The sequence below is a fragment of the Roseobacter sp. HKCCD6576-2 genome (genome assembly GCF_013179285.1).
GTDB classification, from domain to species: Bacteria; Pseudomonadota; Alphaproteobacteria; order Rhodobacterales; family Rhodobacteraceae; genus Rhodophyticola; species Rhodophyticola oceani.
Map to the genome: position 1 here is coordinate 1,259,464 of NZ_WVNW01000001.1, position 18,834 is coordinate 1,278,297.

22 protein-coding genes are annotated in these 18,834 nt (G+C 61.4%); 16 read left to right on the top strand and 6 right to left on the bottom strand.

Annotated elements, in window-relative coordinates; translation table 11 throughout:
* Positions 1-37: 37 nt before the first annotated feature.
* From GTF44_RS06210 to GTF44_RS06270, 13 genes are all read left to right on the top strand, one after another.
* Positions 38-1,021 (top strand): ABC transporter substrate-binding protein, encoded by a 984-nt coding sequence (locus GTF44_RS06210; protein ID WP_171558305.1) that lies wholly within the window; start codon positions 38-40, stop codon positions 1,019-1,021.
* 133 nt (positions 1,022-1,154) lie between these two features.
* Positions 1,155-1,706, top strand: coding sequence for an RNA polymerase sigma factor (locus GTF44_RS06215; protein WP_171558306.1), 552 nt, complete (start codon positions 1,155-1,157; stop codon positions 1,704-1,706).
* A complete protein-coding gene (locus GTF44_RS06220; RefSeq protein WP_171558308.1) occupies positions 1,699-2,061 on the top strand; it encodes a DUF6768 family protein in 363 nt (120 codons plus the stop codon). The genes GTF44_RS06215 and GTF44_RS06220 overlap by 8 nt, the downstream gene beginning before the upstream one ends.
* 206 nt (positions 2,062-2,267) lie before the next feature.
* Positions 2,268-3,587 (top strand): helix-turn-helix domain-containing protein, encoded by a 1,320-nt coding sequence (locus GTF44_RS06225; RefSeq protein WP_171558310.1) that lies wholly within the window; start codon positions 2,268-2,270, stop codon positions 3,585-3,587.
* Positions 3,588-3,671: 84 nt separating this feature from the next.
* Positions 3,672-4,079 carry a response regulator transcription factor gene (locus GTF44_RS06230; RefSeq protein ID WP_171558312.1) on the top strand — a complete coding sequence of 136 codons (408 nt, stop codon included), beginning with the start codon at positions 3,672-3,674 and terminating at the stop codon, positions 4,077-4,079.
* A complete protein-coding gene (locus tag GTF44_RS06235; RefSeq protein ID WP_171558314.1) occupies positions 4,076-4,390 on the top strand; it encodes a hypothetical protein in 315 nt (104 codons plus the stop codon). Before GTF44_RS06230 ends, GTF44_RS06235 begins: the two co-directional genes overlap by 4 nt.
* A 1-nt stretch (position 4,391) precedes the next feature.
* Complete coding sequence (locus GTF44_RS06240; RefSeq protein WP_171558316.1) at positions 4,392-7,073, top strand: ATP-binding protein; 2,682 nt, start codon at positions 4,392-4,394, stop codon at positions 7,071-7,073.
* 82 nt (positions 7,074-7,155) lie between these two features.
* A complete protein-coding gene (locus GTF44_RS06245) occupies positions 7,156-8,163 on the top strand; it encodes a FliM/FliN family flagellar motor switch protein (protein WP_171558318.1) in 1,008 nt (335 codons plus the stop codon).
* A 75-nt stretch (positions 8,164-8,238) separates the two neighbouring features.
* On the top strand, positions 8,239-9,003 hold the full coding sequence (locus GTF44_RS06250) for an HpcH/HpaI aldolase/citrate lyase family protein (RefSeq protein ID WP_171558319.1): 765 nt from the start codon (positions 8,239-8,241) through the stop codon (positions 9,001-9,003).
* Positions 9,004-9,016: 13 nt separating this feature from the next.
* Positions 9,017-9,841, top strand: a complete 825-nt coding sequence (locus tag GTF44_RS06255) for a fumarylacetoacetate hydrolase family protein (protein ID WP_171558321.1) — start codon at positions 9,017-9,019, stop codon at positions 9,839-9,841.
* A 160-nt stretch (positions 9,842-10,001) separates the two neighbouring features.
* A complete protein-coding gene (locus tag GTF44_RS06260; protein ID WP_171558323.1) occupies positions 10,002-10,631 on the top strand; it encodes a DUF6778 family protein in 630 nt (209 codons plus the stop codon).
* Positions 10,632-10,670: 39 nt separating this feature from the next.
* Positions 10,671-11,879: an RSP_2647 family RNA methyltransferase gene (locus tag GTF44_RS06265; RefSeq protein WP_171558325.1), complete on the top strand. Its 1,209-nt coding sequence runs from the start codon at positions 10,671-10,673 to the stop codon at positions 11,877-11,879.
* Positions 11,876-12,418, top strand: a complete 543-nt coding sequence (locus tag GTF44_RS06270) for an RSP_2648 family PIN domain-containing protein (RefSeq protein WP_171558326.1) — start codon at positions 11,876-11,878, stop codon at positions 12,416-12,418. The genes GTF44_RS06265 and GTF44_RS06270 overlap by 4 nt, the downstream gene beginning before the upstream one ends.
* Here GTF44_RS06270 and GTF44_RS06275 read toward each other — a convergent pair.
* Positions 12,415-12,873, bottom strand: a complete 459-nt coding sequence (locus GTF44_RS06275; RefSeq protein ID WP_145210326.1) for a DUF2267 domain-containing protein — start codon at positions 12,871-12,873, stop codon at positions 12,415-12,417. The two genes, GTF44_RS06270 and GTF44_RS06275, sit on opposite strands and share 4 nt — an antisense overlap.
* 4 nt (positions 12,874-12,877) lie before the next feature.
* Entirely contained in the window at positions 12,878-13,576 is a 699-nt protein-coding gene (locus tag GTF44_RS06280; RefSeq protein ID WP_171558328.1) for a M48 family metallopeptidase, read from the bottom strand.
* 100 nt (positions 13,577-13,676) lie between these two features.
* On the opposite strand from GTF44_RS06280, the gene GTF44_RS06285 reads away from it, so the two are divergent.
* The 3 genes from GTF44_RS06285 to GTF44_RS06295 are packed head-to-tail and all read left to right on the top strand — an operon-like array spanning position 13,677 to position 15,364.
* Positions 13,677-14,054: a hypothetical protein gene (locus GTF44_RS06285; protein ID WP_171558330.1), complete on the top strand. Its 378-nt coding sequence runs from the start codon at positions 13,677-13,679 to the stop codon at positions 14,052-14,054.
* On the top strand, positions 14,051-14,638 hold the full coding sequence (locus GTF44_RS06290; RefSeq protein WP_171558331.1) for a TetR/AcrR family transcriptional regulator: 588 nt from the start codon (positions 14,051-14,053) through the stop codon (positions 14,636-14,638). Before GTF44_RS06285 ends, GTF44_RS06290 begins: the two co-directional genes overlap by 4 nt.
* A 45-nt stretch (positions 14,639-14,683) precedes the next feature.
* On the top strand, positions 14,684-15,364 hold the full coding sequence (locus tag GTF44_RS06295) for an L-2-amino-thiazoline-4-carboxylic acid hydrolase (RefSeq protein WP_171558333.1): 681 nt from the start codon (positions 14,684-14,686) through the stop codon (positions 15,362-15,364).
* A gap of 225 nt (positions 15,365-15,589) precedes the next feature.
* On the opposite strand, the gene GTF44_RS06300 is transcribed toward GTF44_RS06295, so the two are convergent.
* The 4 genes from GTF44_RS06300 to GTF44_RS06315 are packed head-to-tail and all read right to left on the bottom strand — an operon-like array spanning position 15,590 to position 18,791.
* Positions 15,590-16,774, bottom strand: a complete 1,185-nt coding sequence (locus GTF44_RS06300) for a VWA domain-containing protein (protein WP_171558335.1) — start codon at positions 16,772-16,774, stop codon at positions 15,590-15,592.
* Between the two features lie 13 nt (positions 16,775-16,787).
* Positions 16,788-16,952, bottom strand: a complete 165-nt coding sequence (locus tag GTF44_RS06305) for a hypothetical protein (protein WP_171558337.1) — start codon at positions 16,950-16,952, stop codon at positions 16,788-16,790.
* A 22-nt stretch (positions 16,953-16,974) separates the two neighbouring features.
* Positions 16,975-18,339: a DUF2927 domain-containing protein gene (locus GTF44_RS06310; RefSeq protein ID WP_171558338.1), complete on the bottom strand. Its 1,365-nt coding sequence runs from the start codon at positions 18,337-18,339 to the stop codon at positions 16,975-16,977.
* A complete protein-coding gene (locus GTF44_RS06315) occupies positions 18,339-18,791 on the bottom strand; it encodes a GNAT family N-acetyltransferase (RefSeq protein ID WP_171558340.1) in 453 nt (150 codons plus the stop codon). The genes GTF44_RS06310 and GTF44_RS06315 overlap by 1 nt, the downstream gene beginning before the upstream one ends.
* Positions 18,792-18,834: the final 43 nt, after the last annotated feature.

An 18,834-nucleotide genomic window follows, 5' to 3' on the forward strand; every position in this document is an offset into this window, starting at 1 on the left:
AACAGAGATAACAACGAACCAACTTGGAGGGAAAACAATGAAAAAACTGATGACATCCGCGCTGGCGCTCGGCCTGGCCACGGGCGCCGCGGCGGCTGACGAGGTGACGCTGCAACTGCAATGGGTCACGCAGGCGCAATTCGCGGGCTATTATGTGGCGCTCGAGAATGGCTATTACGACGATGAAGGGCTCGATGTGACGATCCAGCCCGGCGGCCCTGACATCGCACCACCGCAGGTGCTCGCCGGCGGTGGCGCTGATGTGATGCTGAACTGGATGCCCTCGGCACTTGCTGCGCGGGAGCGTGGTCTGCCGGTGGTGAACATCGCGCAGCCCTTCGCGTCCTCGGGGCTGATGCTGACCTGTTGGGCCGATGCGGGTATTGAAGAGCCTGCTGACCTGGCCGGTCGGACCATCGGCGTGTGGTTCTTCGGCAATGAATACCCGTTCCTGAGCTGGATGAGCCAGTTGGGCATCTCGACCGAAGGTGGCGAGGACGGCGTGACGGTGCTGCAGCAGGGTTTCAACGTTGATCCGCTCTTGCAGCGTCAGGCCGATTGCATCTCGACCATGACCTATAACGAGTATTGGCAGGTGATCGATGCGGGCGTGAGCCCAGATGATCTGATCACGTTCAAATATGAGGATCAGGGCGTCGCGACGCTGGAAGACGGGATGTGGGTTCTGGAAGAGAACCTGGAAGACCCAGAATTCGTCGACCGGATGGTGCGGTTTGTCCGGGCCTCGATGGAAGGCTGGAAATGGGCCGAAGCAAACCCGGATGAGGCGGCGCTGATCGTGCTCGATTATGACGAGACCGGCGCGCAGACCGAAGAGCACCAGACCCGGATGATGGGCGAGGTGGCTTTGCTGACTGCGGGCTCCAATGGGGCGCTGGACGAGGCTGCTTATGAGCGGACCGTCGCCACGCTTCTTGCCGGAGGCTCTGACCCAGTCATTACCGCCGCGCCCGAAGGGGCCTGGACCCATGTGATTACCGACCAAGCGCTGAGCGAGTAAGCGTCGTTACATCTTGGCGACAGAGGGCCGTCCCATGCGAGGGGCGGCCCTTCTTCGTTGAAAGTGGATTTTCTGGTGAACCGATTTCCGGTTTCGAGGCACCTTATCCCTGCAAGACGGAAAGATAAGGCAGATGAGACAGGCAGGCCGGATTTTTGAAGAGATGCTTGTGACGCAGGCCCAAGCCGGAGACCGGGCCGCGCTGGCGGAGATCGCAGAGTTGCGCGGACCTCGACTCTTGGCCCATGCAACCCGGCTCTTGGGCGACCGGGAGCTTGCGCGGGATGTGGTTCAGGAGGCCTGGGTCGAAATCTTACGCGGCCTGCCGAAGCTGCGTGAACCTGTGGCCTTTCCGGCCTGGGCAACGCGGATCGTCACGCGGCGGGTGGCTCGACAGATCAAGACCCAGATCGCCGCGCGCGATTTGATGCGAGAGGCCGCAGTAGAGATGGCCGCTGAGGTTTCTGAGGCTGGCCCAGAAGCCGCGGATGCCCGTGCCATACGGGCGGCGATTGCGGCGTTGCCATCGGATCACGCGGCCACGGTAGCGCTGTTCTATCTCGAAGACATGAGTGTGGCCGAGGTGGCCATCGCACTCGATATCCCTGTGGGCACGGTTAAATCGCGGCTGGTCCATGCGCGGGCGAAACTGAAAGAGGCGTTGAAAGGAGAAGAGGATGAGTAAGCTTGACCAACTGATCGAAGAGGCGCTGAGAACGGAAGATCGCGCCATTTTGGAAGCGACCGAGGAACAAGGCTGGTTCCAACTGGGCCGGGCGCAGTTCCGGGGCAAATTGGGCTGGGTCACTTGGGTGGTGATGATTGTGCAAGTCGCGCTGTTTGTGATTGGTGCGTATTGCGCGGTGCAGTTCTTTGCCGCAGGTGACATGCTCCTGGCGTTGAAATGGGGCCTGCCCAGTACGGTGCTGATTTTGATGGCGCTGCAGATGAAATTGAGCCTCATGCCGCAGATCCAGGCCGACCGCGTGCTGCGCGAGTTGAAGCGCACGCAGTTGATGCTGGCCGAACGGCGCGGCTGACCCTGCACAGATTGAGACACCGCGCTTCCAAAGGGGCGCGCGGTGTCGGCGCGAATGGGTCCTCAGTGGCGGCACCCTCTGAGAGTCATCGACTGCTCAAAGAGTACCTTTTGAGAGAGGCGGCCTCTGCGACGACGAGGGGCGTTGAGTTTGACGCCTCGGTCTGTAAAGGTTTTGACACCTTCGCAGGATCGTAGCAGGCCCCGATGACGAAACCGCCCAGTTCGCACCGCCGCCACACCCTCACCGGGAGCCGCATTCGGGAGCGGCGCACGGTCATGGGTTTGAAGCAGACCGCATTGGCCGAGGCGGTGGGCATTTCGGCAAGCTATCTCAATCTGATCGAGCATAATCGGCGCCGGATCGGCGGGAAGCTCTTGATCGATTTGGCAAAACGGCTTGAGGTTGAGCCCGCCGCGTTGAGCGAAGGGGCCGATGCAACACTGTTCGATGCGCTACAGGGGGCGGCTGCGGAAACGGCGACCAGCTTTGGCCCAACGCCTGAGACGGATCGGATTGACGAGATTGCGGGCCGGTTTCCGGGTTGGACCGGCTTGATCGCGGCGCAGCATAAGCGGATTGCCGGGTTAGAGGGGCTAGTCGATGGTCTGCATGACCGGTTGAGCCATGATCCGGTTCTGGCCGAGGCGATGCATGAAGTGCTCTCCACCGTTGCGGCGATCCGGTCCACGGCCGACATTCTTGTCCGTGAGCCGGACATTGAGCCGCAATGGCGCACACGGTTTCACCGCAACCTGCATGAAGAGGCGGAGCGGCTTTCGACCCGGGCGACAGCTATGTTGGCGCATTTTGAAGACCAAGGCCGCCGGAAAGGCACGCCATCGACGCCGCAAGAAACGGTCGAGGCGCTGTTTGATGCGGCTGATCATCATTTTCCGACAATTGAGGCCGGAGGGGTGGCGGCGATCCCCACGCTTTTGGCAGACGCGCCCGGGATGGAGGATGAGGCCACGCGAGTCTTGGCCAACCAACTCTTGCAAGGCTACGCCGAAGACGCCGTGCGTCTGCCGATCAAACCATTCTTAGAAGCTGCCATTGCGGCCGAATTCGCGCCTGAGCCGCTTTTGCCAAAGGCAGGGGGGGATGTGGCGCTTGTCCTACGGCGCTTGGCGACGCTGCCGCGCAGCAGCGGCGCGCCAGCGCTCGGCCTGGCGGTATGCGATGCGGCGGGGGCATTGCTCTTCCGCCGCCGGATCAATGCCTTTTCAATCCCGCGCTTTGGGGCGGGCTGTCCGCTCTGGCCGCTCTATCACGCGCTGAGCCGTCCGATGGTGCCGGAGACCGCCATTTTGGACTTGCCCAACGGGGCGCAGTTTCAAGCCTGGGCGATTTGCCAGCCGATTGCGCCGGTGGGCTTTGGCACAGAGCCGGTGATGCGGGCGACGATGTTGCTCAAGCCCTTGGACGATGAGCAGTACAGGGATGCACAACCGGTTGGCCCTGGCTGCGCTGTCTGCCCGCGTGCCGAATGTGGTGCGCGGCGAGCGGCCAGTTTGGTGAGTTGAGGTCATGGGGCGGAGGCGTTTGACATTGCACCGAAATCGGGCAGTGTGAGAGTTGGGAGCGCCTGACCAGTGGAGGAGAGTGGTTTGGGCACGCGAGTCTTATTGGTCGAGGATGAGGCCAACATTCTGGAAGCCATCAGCTTTATCCTGTCGCGTGACGGATGGGAGGTGCATGGCCATGGCAATGGCGCAACCGCGCTGGACGCGGTGATGCGGGTCGAACCGGATGTGGTGGTGCTGGATGTTATGCTGCCCGGCCGGTCGGGCTTGGACATTCTGCGCGAGTTGCGAAGCGGTGCCGAAACCGAACATCTGCCGGTTCTGATGTTGACCGCGAAGGGGCAGGCCAAGGATCGCGATATGGCCTTGGCACTTGGCGCGAACGCCTATCTGACAAAACCGTTCTCCAATTCTGAAATGCTGGACACCTTACGTCATGTGGCTGGGAAAGACGGTGCCGACGAGGTCAGTGGTCAAGGGATCGCGTCGTGAGCCGCGACAAACCCAATGGGACTGCGCCAGAGTCGCGCAAGGCTCTTAAGCAGCGCGTGTTTTTGGAGCGCCGAACCTATCGGCGGAACCGACTGCAAGATGCGGCCAAGTTGCTGCCGGTCTTGGGGGCGCTGATGTTTTTCGGGCCGGTCTTTATTCTCACCACCGATTCTGGTGTCGGTGGCGGCACCGCCCGTTGGCTTGTCTATTTCCTGGTGGTTTGGCTGATTTTGATTGGGGTGGCCGCCGGTTTGGCCGCGGCGCTGAACCGGATCACCCCGCGCGGCCCGGACCAGCCGGACGGTAGCTAACATGTTGTCCTTCAATGGCTTGGTTGCGGTTTGCATTGTCTACGTGGCGGGGCTCTTTTGGGTCGCGTTCTGGGCGGAAAGACGGGCCTCTTTGGGCAAGGCGAGATGGCTGAGTTCGCCTTTGGTCTACACGCTGAGCCTGTCGATCTATACCACCGCGTGGACCTTCTACGGTGCGGTCGGCTCGGCGGTGCGGTCCGGCCTCGAATTCATGACGATCTATCTGGGGCCGACGCTGGTCTTTATCGGCTGGTTTTGGCTGCTGCGGAAGATGGTACGGATCGGGCGGGCGCAGCGGATCACCTCGATCGCCGATATGATCTCAAGCCGCTATGGCAAATCCGGCGGTCTGGCGGCGCTGGTCACGGTCCTGGCGGTGATCGGCACGACGCCCTATATCGCGCTTCAGTTGCAATCGGTGACGCTTTCTTTCTCGGTTTTCGTCCGACCGGGAGCATTGGGACAGCCGGATGCCGAGAGCACTGCGATCTGGGTCGCCGGTGGTCTGGCGCTGTTCACAATCATCTTTGGAACCCGGTCGCTCGATGTGAATGAGCGTCATCCCGGGCTCGTCTCAGCGATCGCATTGGAAGCGATTGTGAAGCTTTTTGCGCTGATCGCGGTTGGCGCTTTCGTTGTCTGGGGCTTGGCCGATGGGCCAGCGGATATTCTGGCGCGGGTCGAAGATAGTCCGATCGCGAAATGGACCTCCAACGGCGCGCGTTGGGTCGGGCTGACCGTGCTCAGCGGCGCAGCCATCTTATGCCTGCCGCGCATGTTTCAGGTCCTGGTCGTGGAAAATGCCGATGAGCGGCATCTGGCGACGGCGAGCTGGGCCTTCCCGCTCTATCTGCTGCTTATGAGCCTCTTCGTGATCCCGATTGCGGTGGTTGGGTTGCAGATGATGCCCGCGGGCGCGAACCCCGATCTGTTCATGCTGACCCTTCCACTGGAACTGGGGCAGGGTGGGCTTGCGCTTTTTGCCTTTCTGGGTGGGTTTTCGGCCGCAACTTCAATGGTGATCATTGCCGCGCTGGCGCTGAGCACGATGGTGTCGAACCACATCATCGTGCCGCTTTGGATGCGGGCCACGAAAGGCGAAAACCCGATGTCGGGGGACATGCGCCGCGTGGCCCTGATGGCGCGGCGGTTGAGCATCGCAGGCGTTTTGACGCTTGGCCTGCTCTACTACAGGCTCTCCGGCGGCGATGATGCGCTGGCCTCGATCGGCTTGATCGCGTTTCTCGGGGTGGCGCAGGTCTTACCCGCGCTTTTGGGCGGGATTTTTTGGCGAGGCGCGACGCGACCCGGGGCTGCGGCGGGGATTGGACTGGGCTTCTTGATCTGGGGTTGGGTGCTTTTGGTCCCCAATGCGGCAACCGCCGGGTTGATGCAGGGCGTGTTGGAGAACGGGCCTTTTGGCATTGCCTGGCTCCGCCCGGCAACCCCTTTGGGCCTTGATGGCGCCGACCCGCTTTTGACCGCGATGATCCTGTCGCTTGGGGTGAACACCTTCGCGTTTGTCCTGGTCTCGCTCTTCACCTTCCCGAGTCCGATGGAGCGGCTCATGGGGGCGCAATTCGTCAATGTGTATGAGCATTCGCAGACCCCTCTGGCCTGGAAGGGCAGCGCCGGTACGGCGGATGATCTGCTGATCATGGCGCAGCGGATATTGGGGGCAGGGCGCGCCGCGCGGCTCTTTCGGGATGCGGCGGCCGGGCAAGGGCGGGAGGCGCAATTGCCAGAGCCGACGCCGGATTTCTTGGAGCACTTGGAGCGGGAGTTGGCCGGGTCCGTCGGGGCGGCCACTGCAAATGCCATGGTCGGGCAGATCACCGGTGGCGCCAGCGTCTCGGTTCGGGATCTCTTGGCGGTGGCCGATGAAACAGCGCAGATGATGGAGTATTCTAGCCAGCTTGAGGCGAAGTCCGCCGAACTGGCGCAGACGGCTGCAAGGCTTCGTGAGGCAAATGAGAAACTCACCGAGTTGTCGGTTCAAAAAGACGCGTTTCTCAGCCAGATCAGCCATGAGTTGCGCACACCGATGACATCGATCCGGGCGTTTTCGGAAATCTTGATGCAAAGCGATGGCTTGGATAGCGCGGGGCGCGCGCGCTTTAGCCGGATCATTCACGACGAGAGCCTCAGACTGACTCGCTTGCTGGATGATCTGTTGGACTTGAGTGTGCTCGAAGACGGGCGGGTGACGCTGAACGAAGGGGAGACAACGCTCAGCAATGTGTTGGATCGCGCGGTCGACGCGACCAGTGCACTGGAACACGGCGCGCGATTGAAGATCATTCGACAGCAAGACCAGGAAGATTTGCCGCTTTGGACGGATGCGGACCGTCTGGCGCAGGTCTTCATCAATCTGATCTCGAACGCTCAGAAATATTGCGATGCAGAGGCCCCGGAGCTTCGGATCACACTCAAGCAGTTACCGGGCCGAGCCGAGGTTGAGTTTGCCGATAACGGCTCGGGCATCCCGGCGCGCCAACACGCTCTTATATTTGAAAAATTCGCACGGGCCGATACGGCGCGGGAGGCCCCGGGCGCGGGGTTAGGGCTGGCGATCAGCCGCGAGATCATGGCCCGTTTGGGCGGCGGCCTGGTGTTCTTACCAGGCCAGTCCGGAGCATGTTTCCGAGTGCGTCTGCCGGGGCGTGCCCTTAGGGCTGCATGATGGGTGGCGGTTGAGAGATTTTTAACCTTGCCGGGCGCATAAGGTCTGAACGGCTGCCACACTGTAAACGGGAAGGCTCGATATGGCGGAACCCGCCAATCTCTCGGCGATACAACGGATGACAAGGCGGGCGCATGCGACGCCCGCGCCGGATCGCGGAACCCGGGCAAAGCGGGCGTTTCAGCGTGCGGTTCGTCGGGCTGGCGCACCGTTTCCAGGGCTGTCGCCCGAGCCGAAAAGGGAAGAGGTGAACTGGGGCCTCCCATTGGGCGATTTGCTAACCGAGCTTCCCGATGGAGGCTTGTTGATTGGCTTGGATGCGCCGCAGAATGGGCGCGGCTTGTGCCTGCTGCAGCAGCCTTTGGTTGATGCGCTGATTGAGGTTCAAACGACCGGTCGGGTAGATCGGGTGCAGGGGCCGGGCCGCCCCGTGACCAAAATCGATATCGCACTGACCCGGGATTTCGTCGAACTGTTTCTTTCGGCCTTTGCAGCTGAACTGGACGGGGTTTCGGGCGTTGATTGGCCCCGGCGCTTGAGTTTCGGTGGAGTGCTCTCGGATCGGCGTCAATTGCCGCTTTTGATGCCTGATGTCGGATATCACCGGTTTGGGGTCGACGTGGCCCTGGGGGAAGGCGCAAAATCCGGGTCCTTGCTTCTTGCCGTGCCGGCTGCTGCCGACGGAGCGATGACATCGGAAGCGGCGGCATCGGTCGACCCAGACCCGGCGTGGCAGGCCGCCTTTCGTCGGGCTGTTGGGCAGGCAGAGGTGCCAGTTGGCGTCATCTTGACCCGAGTACGCCGGAGTTTTGCAGAACTGGAAGCACTGGCCCCTGGTGATCTGATTGGGTTTGATCCGGCGGCTTTAACCAAGGTTGGCCTAGAAGACACGGCCGGGCAAACGATATTTCGTGGGAGGTTGGGGCAGCAATATGGGCGCCGCGCGATGTTGATGACGACCGGACCCGCACCTGTGCCGAAGGCGCAACCTGTCAATGAGCCGCCGGTGACGCCACGCCCGCCCGAGGCAGCCCCGCCAAGCGTGCCACTGCCCGATGTCGTGGAGTCGGAGAGTGATGAAGCGGACTAAATCCCCGCAATTGCATTCCGATCCCGATCCGGTCAGGTTGCCCAGGAGGAAAGCAGGATCACCTGAGGCAGGGGCATGGCAAGCACAACGTTCAAATCGAAGATCGCATCGGGTCAGGTTATGGCCGGAACCTTCATGAAAACGCCCGCAGTCGATGTGATGGAGGTTCTGATGCTCTCGGGCCTCGATTTTGTTTGTATCGATGCCGAACACGCGCCTTTCGATCGTCTAACGCTCAACAATTGCCTCGCCGTGGCGCGGGCTGCCGGGTTTCCGGTCTTGGTGCGGGTGCCGTCCGCTGCGCCGGAACATATTTTGCAGGCCTTGGACGCCGGTGCCACGGGCATCGTCGTGCCTCATGTCATGAATGGCGAAGATGCGTCGCGGATCGCCAAGGCCGCCCGGTTTGGCCATGGCGGGCGCGGCTATGCGGGCTCGACCCGATGGGCGGGGTTTGCCACCCGCGCGATGCCAGAATTGCTGGCGCAAAGCGCCAAGGAAACGGTCGTGATCGCACAAATCGAAGACCCCGAGGCGGTGGATCAGGCCCACGCGATTGCCAAGACCGATGGGATAGATGCGCTTTTCCTCGGGCCGGCCGACCTGAGCGTGGCGTATGGCAAAATGAACCAAGACAGCCCGGAATTGATGGCCGCCATGGCGGCGGTTGGAGACGCAGCGAAATCGGCTGGCAAAGCGTATATGACCTTCACGCCAAATGCCGAGAAGGCAGCGGCGCTCCGCCAATATGGGTTCAGCGCGTTTTTCATTGCCTCGGAACACGCTTGGATGTTGTCCGGCGCCAGAACCGAGGTCGCTGGTATTCGGAAGATCGACTAGAAGAGGACGCGCGATGCGATTTGTAAGATATGGGGCACCGGGGATGGAGAAGCCCGGGGTGTTGGACGCAGCGGGCCAAGTTAGGGATCTTTCGGGACAAGTCGCAGATTTGAGCGGCGACGTGTTGACCCGATTGCCCGACCTCACCGCCGACGGCCCACTTGTGCCCGGCGCGCCACGACTTGGGCCACCACTCACCGGCACGGGTAAAATCATCTGTATCGGATTGAACTATGCCGATCACGCGGCGGAGACTGGGGCCACGCCGCCGCCTGAACCTCTGATCTTCATGAAGGCGACTTCGGCCATCACTGGGCCGAATGATACAATCTATATCCCGCGCGGGTCGGTGAAAACCGATTGGGAGGTGGAATTGGGCGTGGTCATCGGCAAACCTGCAAAACATGTGACCGAAGCGGAGGCTCTCAATCACGTCGCGGGGTATGTGGCGGTCAATGATGTCTCAGAGCGTGACTTTCAGAAACATCGCGCCGGACAGTGGACCAAAGGTAAGAGCTGCGACAGTTTTGCGCCGATCGGGCCTTGGTTAGTGACGCCGGACGAGGTGGGCGACCCACAGAAACTGGGCCTCCGACTTCGGGTCAATGGTGAGACGCGGCAAGATGGGTCGACCGAGCAGATGATTTTCGGCGTCCCAAAACTCATCTCATATCTCAGCGATTTCTTCACATTGCAGCCTGGTGACATCATCGCCACGGGCACGCCGCCAGGTGTGGGCGCGGGCATGACACCACCGGTGTTTCTTGCCCCAGGTGATGAGATCACGCTGGAAATCGACGGGTTGGGTCAACAAAAAATGACGGTTGAAGCAGGCTGATGCCCGTCAGTTACGCCGATTTTCGCCGTATTTAGAACAGGGTTTCATCACCAAAACGCCCAGTCAACGCACCATCGGTATCCCAATCCGGCCCCTTTTGGGGGCTATTTCTGCTCTTAGAGTCCCACCGAAACCCAGGAAAATGGGTAGGAGGAAGAGCATGAAACGATTGATTCCCTTCATCATTCTGGGTTTTGGCCTAGCCGTATCGGCATGTGCCACACCGGATCCCGTGAGCCGCGCCGCGCCGCTCGATTTCTCGCCCGCTGGACAAGCCGCGCCATCGGCTTTGGCGATTCAGGCGCAGAATTGGCAGGTTTCGGCGTTGCGGGTGGATGTGCCCGGTGCGCTTACGGTCTCTGAGGCCAACTCGATCAAACCCCGTGCAGATATCGTCTGGCGCGAGGATCCGATTGGCGATCGTCACCAGCAGGTCGCCAATGTGATGACGCCGCCGCTTGAAGCTGCCTTTTCCGGCTTGCAAGGCGAGGTGCCGGTGCAGGTTCAGCTTGTGGTGACACGGTTCCACGCTCTGACCGAACGCACGCGTTATACCTTTGGTGGCGAACATGAGGTCGAGTTCGATCTGACCGTGCGCCATGCGGAAACCGGCGCGCTCTTGCACGGTCCGGAGCATGTGGATTTGACCTTCCGCGCGTTTGGCGGGTCCGAAGCCATCGCCGCAGAACGACAAGGCATTTTTCAACGGGATCGTATTCAGGCGCGGTTGCAGACCTGGGTATCAGAAACCTTTGCACCCGCACCTGTCATGGCCAGTTTGACCAACTGATCCCTTTTCGCCATCGATAAGGCAAGATAGAGGGGGCGCATGACAGCGCCCCTTTCCACATTACCCGCCCTGAGATTGAAACCGAAAGCCGACGCGCGCCGTTTGCGCCATGGCTTTCCCTGGGCCTGGGCCGATGAGCTGGTGTTGGATCGTCGCTCGCGCGGATTGACGGCCGGGGCTTTGGCGGTACTTGAAGATGCAGAGCGGCGGCCACTTGGGATGGGCGTGGCCACGACCGGCGGCAAAATCGCCTTTCGGATGCTGGATCGCGATCCCGACGCGGTCATAGACGAGACGTGGATCAGGGGCCGCGTGCGCGCCTCTCTGGCATTACGCAACCAGCTCTTTGAAGCGCCATTTTACCGGTTGATCCATGCCGAGGGCGATGGCGTGCCGGGGCTGATCGTGGATCGGTTTGGCGACACGCTGGTGATGCAACCGAATGCGATCTGGCTGGAAGAGCGGTTGGAGGTGTTTGCCGATGTCTTGCTCGACCTGACCGGCTGCACCACGCTGATCAAAAACGGCAGCGGTCGCGCGCGCGCGGCCGAAGGCCTGCCGGAAGAGATGACGGTGTTGCGGGGGGCGGCCCCTGAGGCCCCGATACAGGTCTCAATGAACGGGGCGACTTATCTGGCCGATGTGATCGGTGGCCAGAAAACCGGCCTGTTTTACGACCAACGCCCGAACCACGCATTTGCGGCCTCTTTGGCCCGCGATGCGCGGGTTTTGGATGTATTTTCCCATGTCGGCGGGTTCGGTTTGGCCGCACTGGCAGGCGGCGCAAGCGAGGCGATGGCCGTGGACGCGTCGGCACCCGCGTTGAGCCTGGCCCAGGCCGGCGCAGCAGCAATTGGGGCCGAAGCGCGGTTCCAGACTCGCGCGGGAGATGCCTTTGACGTGATGGAGGCGCTCTCAGGGGAGGGCGCGCAGTTCGATCTGGTTGTTGCCGACCCGCCCGCCTTTGCACCGTCGAAACCGGCGCTTGAAAAGGGGCTTCGCGCTTATGAACGTGTGGCGCGCCTCGCGGCGCCTCTGGTCGCGCCGGGCGGCGTCTTGATCCTGTGCTCCTGTTCTCACGCCGCGGAGCTGCCCAAGTTCCGTGCGGCCTGTTTGCGCGGGATCGGGCGCGCGGGCCGGGTGCCGAGATTGATCTATACCGGTTTTGCGGGGCCGGATCATCCGCAACATCCTGATCTGAGCGAGACAGGGTATCTCAAAGCGCTGGCGTTTCGGTTGATGCCATGAGGCTGTGCCTCGACGCCTGCGTGCTCTATCCAACGGTTCTGCGCGAGATCCTGATTGGCGTGGCGGAGGCCGGGCTGATCCAGCCGCTTTGGTCGGCGCGGATCTTGGAGGAATGGGCGCGCGCTGCAGCGCGGCGAAACACGGCAGATGACGTCATTGCGCGAGGTGAGATCGCTGTTCTGCGGAGCGCATGGCCCGAAGCCGAGATCGCGCCGCAGCCCGATTTGGAGGCGCAACTCTGGCTTCCCGATGCGCATGACATCCATGTGCTGGAAACGGCGATTGCGGGCTGCGCTGAGGCAATTTTGACCTTCAATCTCAAGGATTTTCCGGCGCGGGAGCTGCACGGTCATGATTTGCAAGCCATCCATCCCGATGCCTTGCTCTATCGGCTTTGGCAGGAGCAACCAGATATCATCGCCGAAGTGATTAATCGGGTGCATGGCCAGGCAGAAAGGCTCTCGGGCGAGAGGCTTGATTTGCGAAAGCTGATGAAGCGGGCGCGGCTGCCCCGATTGGGAAAAGCGCTTTCGACTTAGGTGATCTGCCGCGCCAACTCCGACGGATCGGCCACATCCACGTGCCAGAACGCTTCGGCCTCCGGACCGATTGCTGCCAAGACCCGGGCAAGGTCGATCGGGTTTGTGTGGCGGTGGAGCGCATAGGCAACCGCCGCGATGGCGTTGTCGGGGGTCAGGTTGTGATGCGGGCGCACCGATTTTGCCTCCGCGGTCATCGTGGCGCGATCCGCGAAGGGCAGGGGCACCGCCGCACTGTCGTAGCGGGCGAGAAACAGCGCATGGGCGACGGCGGGCAACAAATCCGCGAATTCTAGCGCTTGGGCCACGGTCAATCGGCGGCGGAACACCTGAAACACCGCGTCGATGGCCGTATAGGTCGAGTTGTCCGAGATCAGCCCCATCTGATCTTTCGCATCGGCCAAGAAGGCTTGCCAATCCTTGGTCGCGTGGCGATAGGTGGTGGGCATCGGCATCGGGTTACTCGCTTGGCAACTCTCGGGCCCAACGGGCCTCGAGCGCCTCGATCGCTGCGATCCGGTCCTGCGTCTTGGGATGGCTCATAAGCCAGGCGGGCATACCCCGCCCACCCATGCCGGTTAGCCCTTCGAGCTTGGCAAACAGTGTCTTTTGCGGGCCGGTCCCGATGCCCGCTTTCACCAAAAGTGCCGAGGCATAGGCGTCAGCTTCGTATTCATCCTGTCGGCTGAGCCGGGCCATCAGAAGCGAGGCCAGCATATTGGCGATCCAAACGCCGACGCCCGGTATGAGGCGACCCAGAACCGTGGCGAGGGCTACTCGGACGGCGTTTTGCCCGGAGAAATCGATCATCCGGCGGCGCGTATGGCCAAGCGCCACATGGCCCAATTCATGGGCGATGACGCTCGCAATCTCTTCGGCGCTGACCTCGCCCAACCGGTATTTGTTGTAGAACCCGCGCGTGAGGAAAATCCGCCCATCGGGCGCGGCCAATCCGTTCACGGGATCGATTTCATACAGGTGGACCTTGATCCGCTCGATCCCAAGGGCGCGTGCCATTTGATCGGTCAAACCGCGCAACCGGGCATCGGCCAACTCGCTGGAGCGTTGATCCAGTTCCCGCCGCGTCCGCCAGGCCGAAAACTGATACATCGCAAGCGCGTAGAGAATGGCCAAAAGGATCGGGGTGAACTTCAGCATATAGGGGATATGGGGCCTTTGGAGGAGGGCGGCAATAGGCGGTTGACATACCGTTCGGTATGGTATGTATATCGCCGTAACATTTGAGTCGAGGTCACCCATGTCCAGCACCCTCTTCCTTGCGGCCGCAGCGCTTTCAGCCCTTTGGACGGTGGTACATCTGTTCATGGGTGGGGCGCAGGTGGCTGGTCCATTGCGCCAGAGCCGTGACCTGCCCGCGATGGTGCGAGACACGGCCTATCTCTGTTGGCATCTGGTCTCGATCACCTTGGCGATCATGGCAGGATTGTTCCTGGCCGCCGGCCTCGGCGCAAGCGGTGCCGCCGGTTTGGCGATGGCAGGTGTGGCCCTGGCGGCGGGCTTCGCGGCAATCGGTATCCTCCTGCCGCTTGGGATTGGCGCGGGCTATGCGCGTTTGCCTCAAGGCTGGTTGTTTGTGCCGGTTGCGGGGCTGGGTCTTTGGGGGCTGCTCTTATGACCGGGTCGCGCAAACGCTTCTACCGGGAAGATTGGCTTGATCTTGGGTTGAAGCTCTTGAGCGCCGATGGGCCCGATGCCCTGCGTGTTGATCGGATCTGTGCCGAGGCGGGGGTCACTAAAGGCTCTTTCTATCATCATTTTGAGGATCTTAGCAGCTTCCTCATAGCCTTGGCCAAGCAGTGGCGGGTGCTCTACACCGATATCTTCGTGGAGCAGTTCAACCCGGCGACGCTCACCGACACACAGCTTGCCGCGCTGATTGAAGAAGCTTTGGAAATCGACATTCATTTGGAGCTTAACATTCGTGAGTTGGCGAAGCGAGATGACCGAATTGCGGCCTTGCTGGCGGAGACCGAAACGGCGCGGCTTGCCTTTGTCGCCGAGGTCTACAAATCGCGTTTCGGTGTTGATGAAGAGACCGCGCGCGACCTGTCGCTCCTGGACTATGGCGCCTTCAGCGGGATCGTTCTGCTAAACCCAGATATTTCGATCGATGAGAGAAGACGGATTTATTTGTTGTTTGACGAGTTGCTGCGGGCCCGATTTCAGCCCGCGACGGAAAGGCCCGATGGCACCGTGTAAGCCATGACGGGCGGAGAGATTTGAGACGCGAGTGGGAGAAAAGACATGGGAAAGATGATTGTACGATTGTGGCGGCGCGGGTTTTTGAGCGCTTTGAATCGCGGTGGTGACCCGCACATATCCGACGAAGATTTGACTGCGCGTGCGAGGCATTTGGCTGCTCGGCGGCATTTGGTGGCCGAAGATGGGCAGACCGAACTGACTCATGCATTGGCCACCGGGCTACATGCGGCGACAGAATTGTTAGAAGAGGCGGGACTAAGCCGTCGCGACGCGCGGGACCGGGCCGGGGTCGCATTTCTGAAATCCGGTCAAAACCTGGCGCGCTGGTCGATGCGGCTTTGGCTTTGGGTCACGCCGGACCCGGTTGGCCACGCGAAAGCGGGCAACAAACTGGCCGAACGAGCGCGGATGGCTTGGGGAAGCGGGTTGACGGTTCATCAGGAGAATGGCCCGGATCATGCGACTTTGATGGTCACAGAATGCGTGTTTGTGGACTATTTCTGGGATGCCGGGCGCAGCGATCTGACGCCGATCCTCTGTGCCTGGGATGCACAATGGATGGAGATCGTGAATGCGTCCGACAGGCCCGTATCGATCAGCCGCTCGGGCACCTTGGCGCAGGGTTGCGAGGCCTGCGATTTTTGCTTCAAACGCAAAGCGAAACTGGTCTACTCCGCCCCGTTTTGGGACCGCCTACGCGGCCCAGGCCACGGGCACGGATAGCGGCCCCCGGAAAGCCCAGCCGCCGAATCTGGCCGGGCCGGTCAGGCGCAGATCAGGCAGGGCGTCAAACAGTGTCGGCGGCGTCGAACATCGTATCGTCGTGATTGGCCGAGGCCTTTTGCACCATGTAAGGGCAAGGTGGCACGCATGGAAATTCTCCCGCTTATTTGCGGATGAAACTATATCCCGGGCTGGGTTTGACGGGGCGGGAGCCGTTACGACCGATTACCGGCTCAATTCGCGCATGCCTCGGTCGAGCCCTTCCAACGTCATCGGCACCATGCGGCCTTGGAAAATCTCGCCGATCATCTGCGTCGATTGGGTATAGCGCCAGTGCTTCTCAGGGGTCGGGTTGATCCAGAGGTGATCGGGCCATTGCGCGCAAGCGCGTTCCAGCCAGACCTGGCCTGCTTCGGCATTCCAATGCTCATTCGCCCCCCCGGCAAAGGCGATCTCATAGGGCGACATCGCCGCATCACCCACGAAAATGCATTTGTAATCAGAGCCGTAGGTGTTGAGCACATCGAAAGTCGGCGTTTGTTCGGTCCAGCGGCGGCGGTTGTCGCGCCAGACGCCTTCATAGAGGCAATTGTGGAAGTAATAGTGTTCGAGATGTTTGAACTCGGACTTCGCAGCCGAGAACAACTCTTCGACGATCTGCACATGGTCATCCATTGAGCCGCCGATATCGAGGAACAGCAGCACCTTCACCGCATTGCGCCGTTCGGGCCGAGTTTGTACATCGAGATAGCCATGCTCGGCCGTGGCGCGAATGGTGCCATCAAGGTCCAACTCATCCGCCGCGCCGTCGCGGGCCCATTGGCGGAGGCGTTTGAGCGCAACTTTGATGTTGCGGGTGCCAAGCTCCACATCGCCGTCGAGGTTTTTGAAGTCGCGCTTGTCCCAGACCTTGACGGCGCGGCGATGGCGCGACTCGTGCTGTCCGATGCGCACGCCCTCAGGGTTGTAGCCATAAGCACCGAACGGCGAGGTGCCTGCGGTGCCGATCCATTTATTGCCGCCTTGGTGCCGACCCTCTTGCTCCTTCAACCGCTCACGGAGCGTTTCCATAAGCTTGTCGAATCCGCCAAGCGCTTCAATCTCGGCGCGTTCTTCCTCCGTCAGGTGCTTCTCGGCCAGTTTCTCCAACCAGTCTTGCGGGATTTCCGTGGCTTCCAGAACCTGTTCGGGGGTGATCTGCTCCAGCCCGCCAAAGGCATGGGCAAAGGCGCGGTCGAACCGATCCAGGTGACGTTCGTCTTTCACCATCGCGGCGCGGGCGAGGTAGTAAAACCCGTCCACATCATAGGTCACCAAACCGGCGGAAACACCTTCCAGAAACCCAAGATACTCCCGCAGGGAGACTGGGATGCGCGCCATGCGCAGGGTTTCAAAAAACGGCAGGAACATAGGCGCCAGCCTGTCACGCAGGGGCGGGGATCACAAGCATTGCGAAGGCACCGATGATGAAGCCAATCAACCCATAGATCGCCGCATAATGGAGCATATCCAACCGGTTGCCGCCGCGGCGCCGCGCGGTCCAGAACCCGAGGGCTGCCCCAACCGCCAAGCCGATAAAATTCAACATAGTCGCCCCCTTCCGCTCCCGATCAGGCTGGCGGGCTGAGCCCGGCCACCTCGGTTAGCCGGGCCTGCACGGCCTCGGTCCGGCCGAAGCCATAACGGCCCCAGGCAAGACTGTCGAGCCGAACCGCACGGGCCTCTGACGCGCGCCCGGCCGCATCCAATGCTTCGGCGCGGATCATCAACAGCGTGGCCAAGAGACTGGCGTTTTCGGCCCGTGTGGCGGCGGGCATCGCACCCCCGGTCAAGGCGAGCGTTTGGTCGATCCGGCCAGAGGAGAGAGCGAATGCCGCCAGTTGCATATCCACATGCGCTAACTGGATGCCATTTGGGTCAATCTCGCGATAGAGACGCCCAGCATTCAAAAAAGAGGTGAGGGACAGGTCTGGATCCCGGGCCAGCGTCAGGCGGCCCAAAGCGAAATAGGAAAACGCCAGGCGACCGTCGTGGAGCCCGGCGGACTGTGCCAAAGCTACCGCTTGCTGCGCGGCGAATAGTCGGCGCGGGCCGCTGGTTCCAGTGCCAAGGGCGGTTTCGATGGCGTTGATCCAGGCATCCGGGCTGCGTGGTGCGGCGGGGCCCGCGCTGCGATTGCCGCGCGGGTTCAGGCGCGACAGCAGGCCGGGCAGGCGATTGGCCACCTCGGCGCGGGTCATCCCCGACCGTAAGCTGTCATCGTAATAAGCGCGGAGGACCAGCATATCGAACCCGGTCAAGACCGCGTTGAAATTGTCATCGTTGAAGATGCTATCGGACAGGCGATAGAGGTCGTTGAGCGGGCCGATCGCTTGGCTCACTTCTTCATGTAGGCAGTCGCGTATCTCTTGCGGGGAAACGTCAGAGGGGATGAACACCGCCACCTGCTCGCGGGTTGCAAGCGTTGTCCAATCCAGATCGCGCGACGTGCGGGCGCGGCGGAATTCTTGCCAGCTTGATACCCGGGGCACCACGAAACAGGCGGCTTGTGGCACGATCCGCTGCATCTGGGCACGCGGCAGGGTTTCGATCGTGATCGACGCGGGCCCTGTGCCGCGTTGCACTCGGGAGATGTTGATATCGGCCTCGCGGCGCAGGCGCGCCAAAAGCCGGTCGAGATCTGGGCCAAGCGAGGTGGGTGCCCCCGGGGCGACGGCCACCGTAATTGGGCCTTCGAACCGGCTAATCCGGTCGATGTGCCGGCCGCTTTCCATCTCGAAGCTGAGCTCCAGAAAATCGCGAGCAATCTCGATATTCGACCGTCTCGGAGCCGCCGCCGCGCGGAGCGAGAATTGCGCCATCGGTGGCAGCGCGGTCGGCAGTGTGGCATCGCGACGTTCGGGCAAGTCAGAGACCGCCGCAGGCACACAACCGCAAAGCGCGACGCAAGCAGCGAGAAGAGACAATCGAAACACTAATTGGTCCTTTGATATTTCATAAAATCCGTCGGGGTCGCGACGCGATCATAGAGCGCGCGGGCCGGTGTGTTGCCGATCTGTGTAAGCCAGTAGACCGATGGGCGCCCCGCGGCATCCGCATCGGCATAGACGGTTTCGATCAACGCCCGCGCCACGCCTTTGCCGCGCGCCGCGGGCGTGGTGAAGAGGTCTTGCAGATAGGTGACGGGCTCGGCCTTCCAGCCATGGGGATGCGCGATTGCGTGAACCAGACCGACCGCCATTGTTGTGTCCCAACCGAGCCAGGCGCGCATGTCTTGTCGGGTGGTATCGGTGTAGCGCGCGAACGTCAGGTCATAAATCTCCGATGGGAGGGTGGTGTCGTAGAACGCCAGATAGTCCCGCCACAGGTTAACCCAGACCGCCTTGTCATCTGATGAAAGCGGGCGAATGGAAATGTCAGATGTCACTGGAAAACTGTCCCATTCGGTCCGTGGTGGAGGTGTTGAGCTA

What these genes read in the sequence shown, in the direction of transcription:
- GTF44_RS06210 (WP_171558305.1), top strand. Translation starts at nt 38, where the DNA reads ATGAAAAAACTGATGACATCCGCGCTGGCGCTCGGCCTGGCCACGGGC.
- GTF44_RS06215 (WP_171558306.1), top strand. Translation starts at nt 1,155, where the DNA reads ATGAGACAGGCAGGCCGGATTTTTGAAGAGATGCTTGTGACGCAGGCC.
- GTF44_RS06220 (WP_171558308.1), top strand. Translation starts at nt 1,699, where the DNA reads ATGAGTAAGCTTGACCAACTGATCGAAGAGGCGCTGAGAACGGAAGAT.
- GTF44_RS06225 (WP_171558310.1), top strand. Translation starts at nt 2,268, where the DNA reads ATGACGAAACCGCCCAGTTCGCACCGCCGCCACACCCTCACCGGGAGC.
- GTF44_RS06240 (WP_171558316.1), top strand. Translation starts at nt 4,392, where the DNA reads ATGTTGTCCTTCAATGGCTTGGTTGCGGTTTGCATTGTCTACGTGGCG.
- GTF44_RS06245 (WP_171558318.1), top strand. Translation starts at nt 7,156, where the DNA reads ATGGCGGAACCCGCCAATCTCTCGGCGATACAACGGATGACAAGGCGG.
- GTF44_RS06250 (WP_171558319.1), top strand. Translation starts at nt 8,239, where the DNA reads ATGGCAAGCACAACGTTCAAATCGAAGATCGCATCGGGTCAGGTTATG.
- GTF44_RS06255 (WP_171558321.1), top strand. Translation starts at nt 9,017, where the DNA reads ATGCGATTTGTAAGATATGGGGCACCGGGGATGGAGAAGCCCGGGGTG.
- GTF44_RS06260 (WP_171558323.1), top strand. Translation starts at nt 10,002, where the DNA reads ATGAAACGATTGATTCCCTTCATCATTCTGGGTTTTGGCCTAGCCGTA.
- GTF44_RS06265 (WP_171558325.1), top strand. Translation starts at nt 10,671, where the DNA reads ATGACAGCGCCCCTTTCCACATTACCCGCCCTGAGATTGAAACCGAAA.
- GTF44_RS06270 (WP_171558326.1), top strand. Translation starts at nt 11,876, where the DNA reads ATGAGGCTGTGCCTCGACGCCTGCGTGCTCTATCCAACGGTTCTGCGC.
- GTF44_RS06275 (WP_145210326.1), bottom strand. Translation starts at nt 12,873, where the DNA reads ATGCCGATGCCCACCACCTATCGCCACGCGACCAAGGATTGGCAAGCC.
- GTF44_RS06280 (WP_171558328.1), bottom strand. Translation starts at nt 13,576, where the DNA reads ATGCTGAAGTTCACCCCGATCCTTTTGGCCATTCTCTACGCGCTTGCG.
- GTF44_RS06285 (WP_171558330.1), top strand. Translation starts at nt 13,677, where the DNA reads ATGTCCAGCACCCTCTTCCTTGCGGCCGCAGCGCTTTCAGCCCTTTGG.
- GTF44_RS06290 (WP_171558331.1), top strand. Translation starts at nt 14,051, where the DNA reads ATGACCGGGTCGCGCAAACGCTTCTACCGGGAAGATTGGCTTGATCTT.
- GTF44_RS06295 (WP_171558333.1), top strand. Translation starts at nt 14,684, where the DNA reads ATGGGAAAGATGATTGTACGATTGTGGCGGCGCGGGTTTTTGAGCGCT.
- GTF44_RS06300 (WP_171558335.1), bottom strand. Translation starts at nt 16,774, where the DNA reads ATGTTCCTGCCGTTTTTTGAAACCCTGCGCATGGCGCGCATCCCAGTC.
- GTF44_RS06305 (WP_171558337.1), bottom strand. Translation starts at nt 16,952, where the DNA reads ATGTTGAATTTTATCGGCTTGGCGGTTGGGGCAGCCCTCGGGTTCTGG.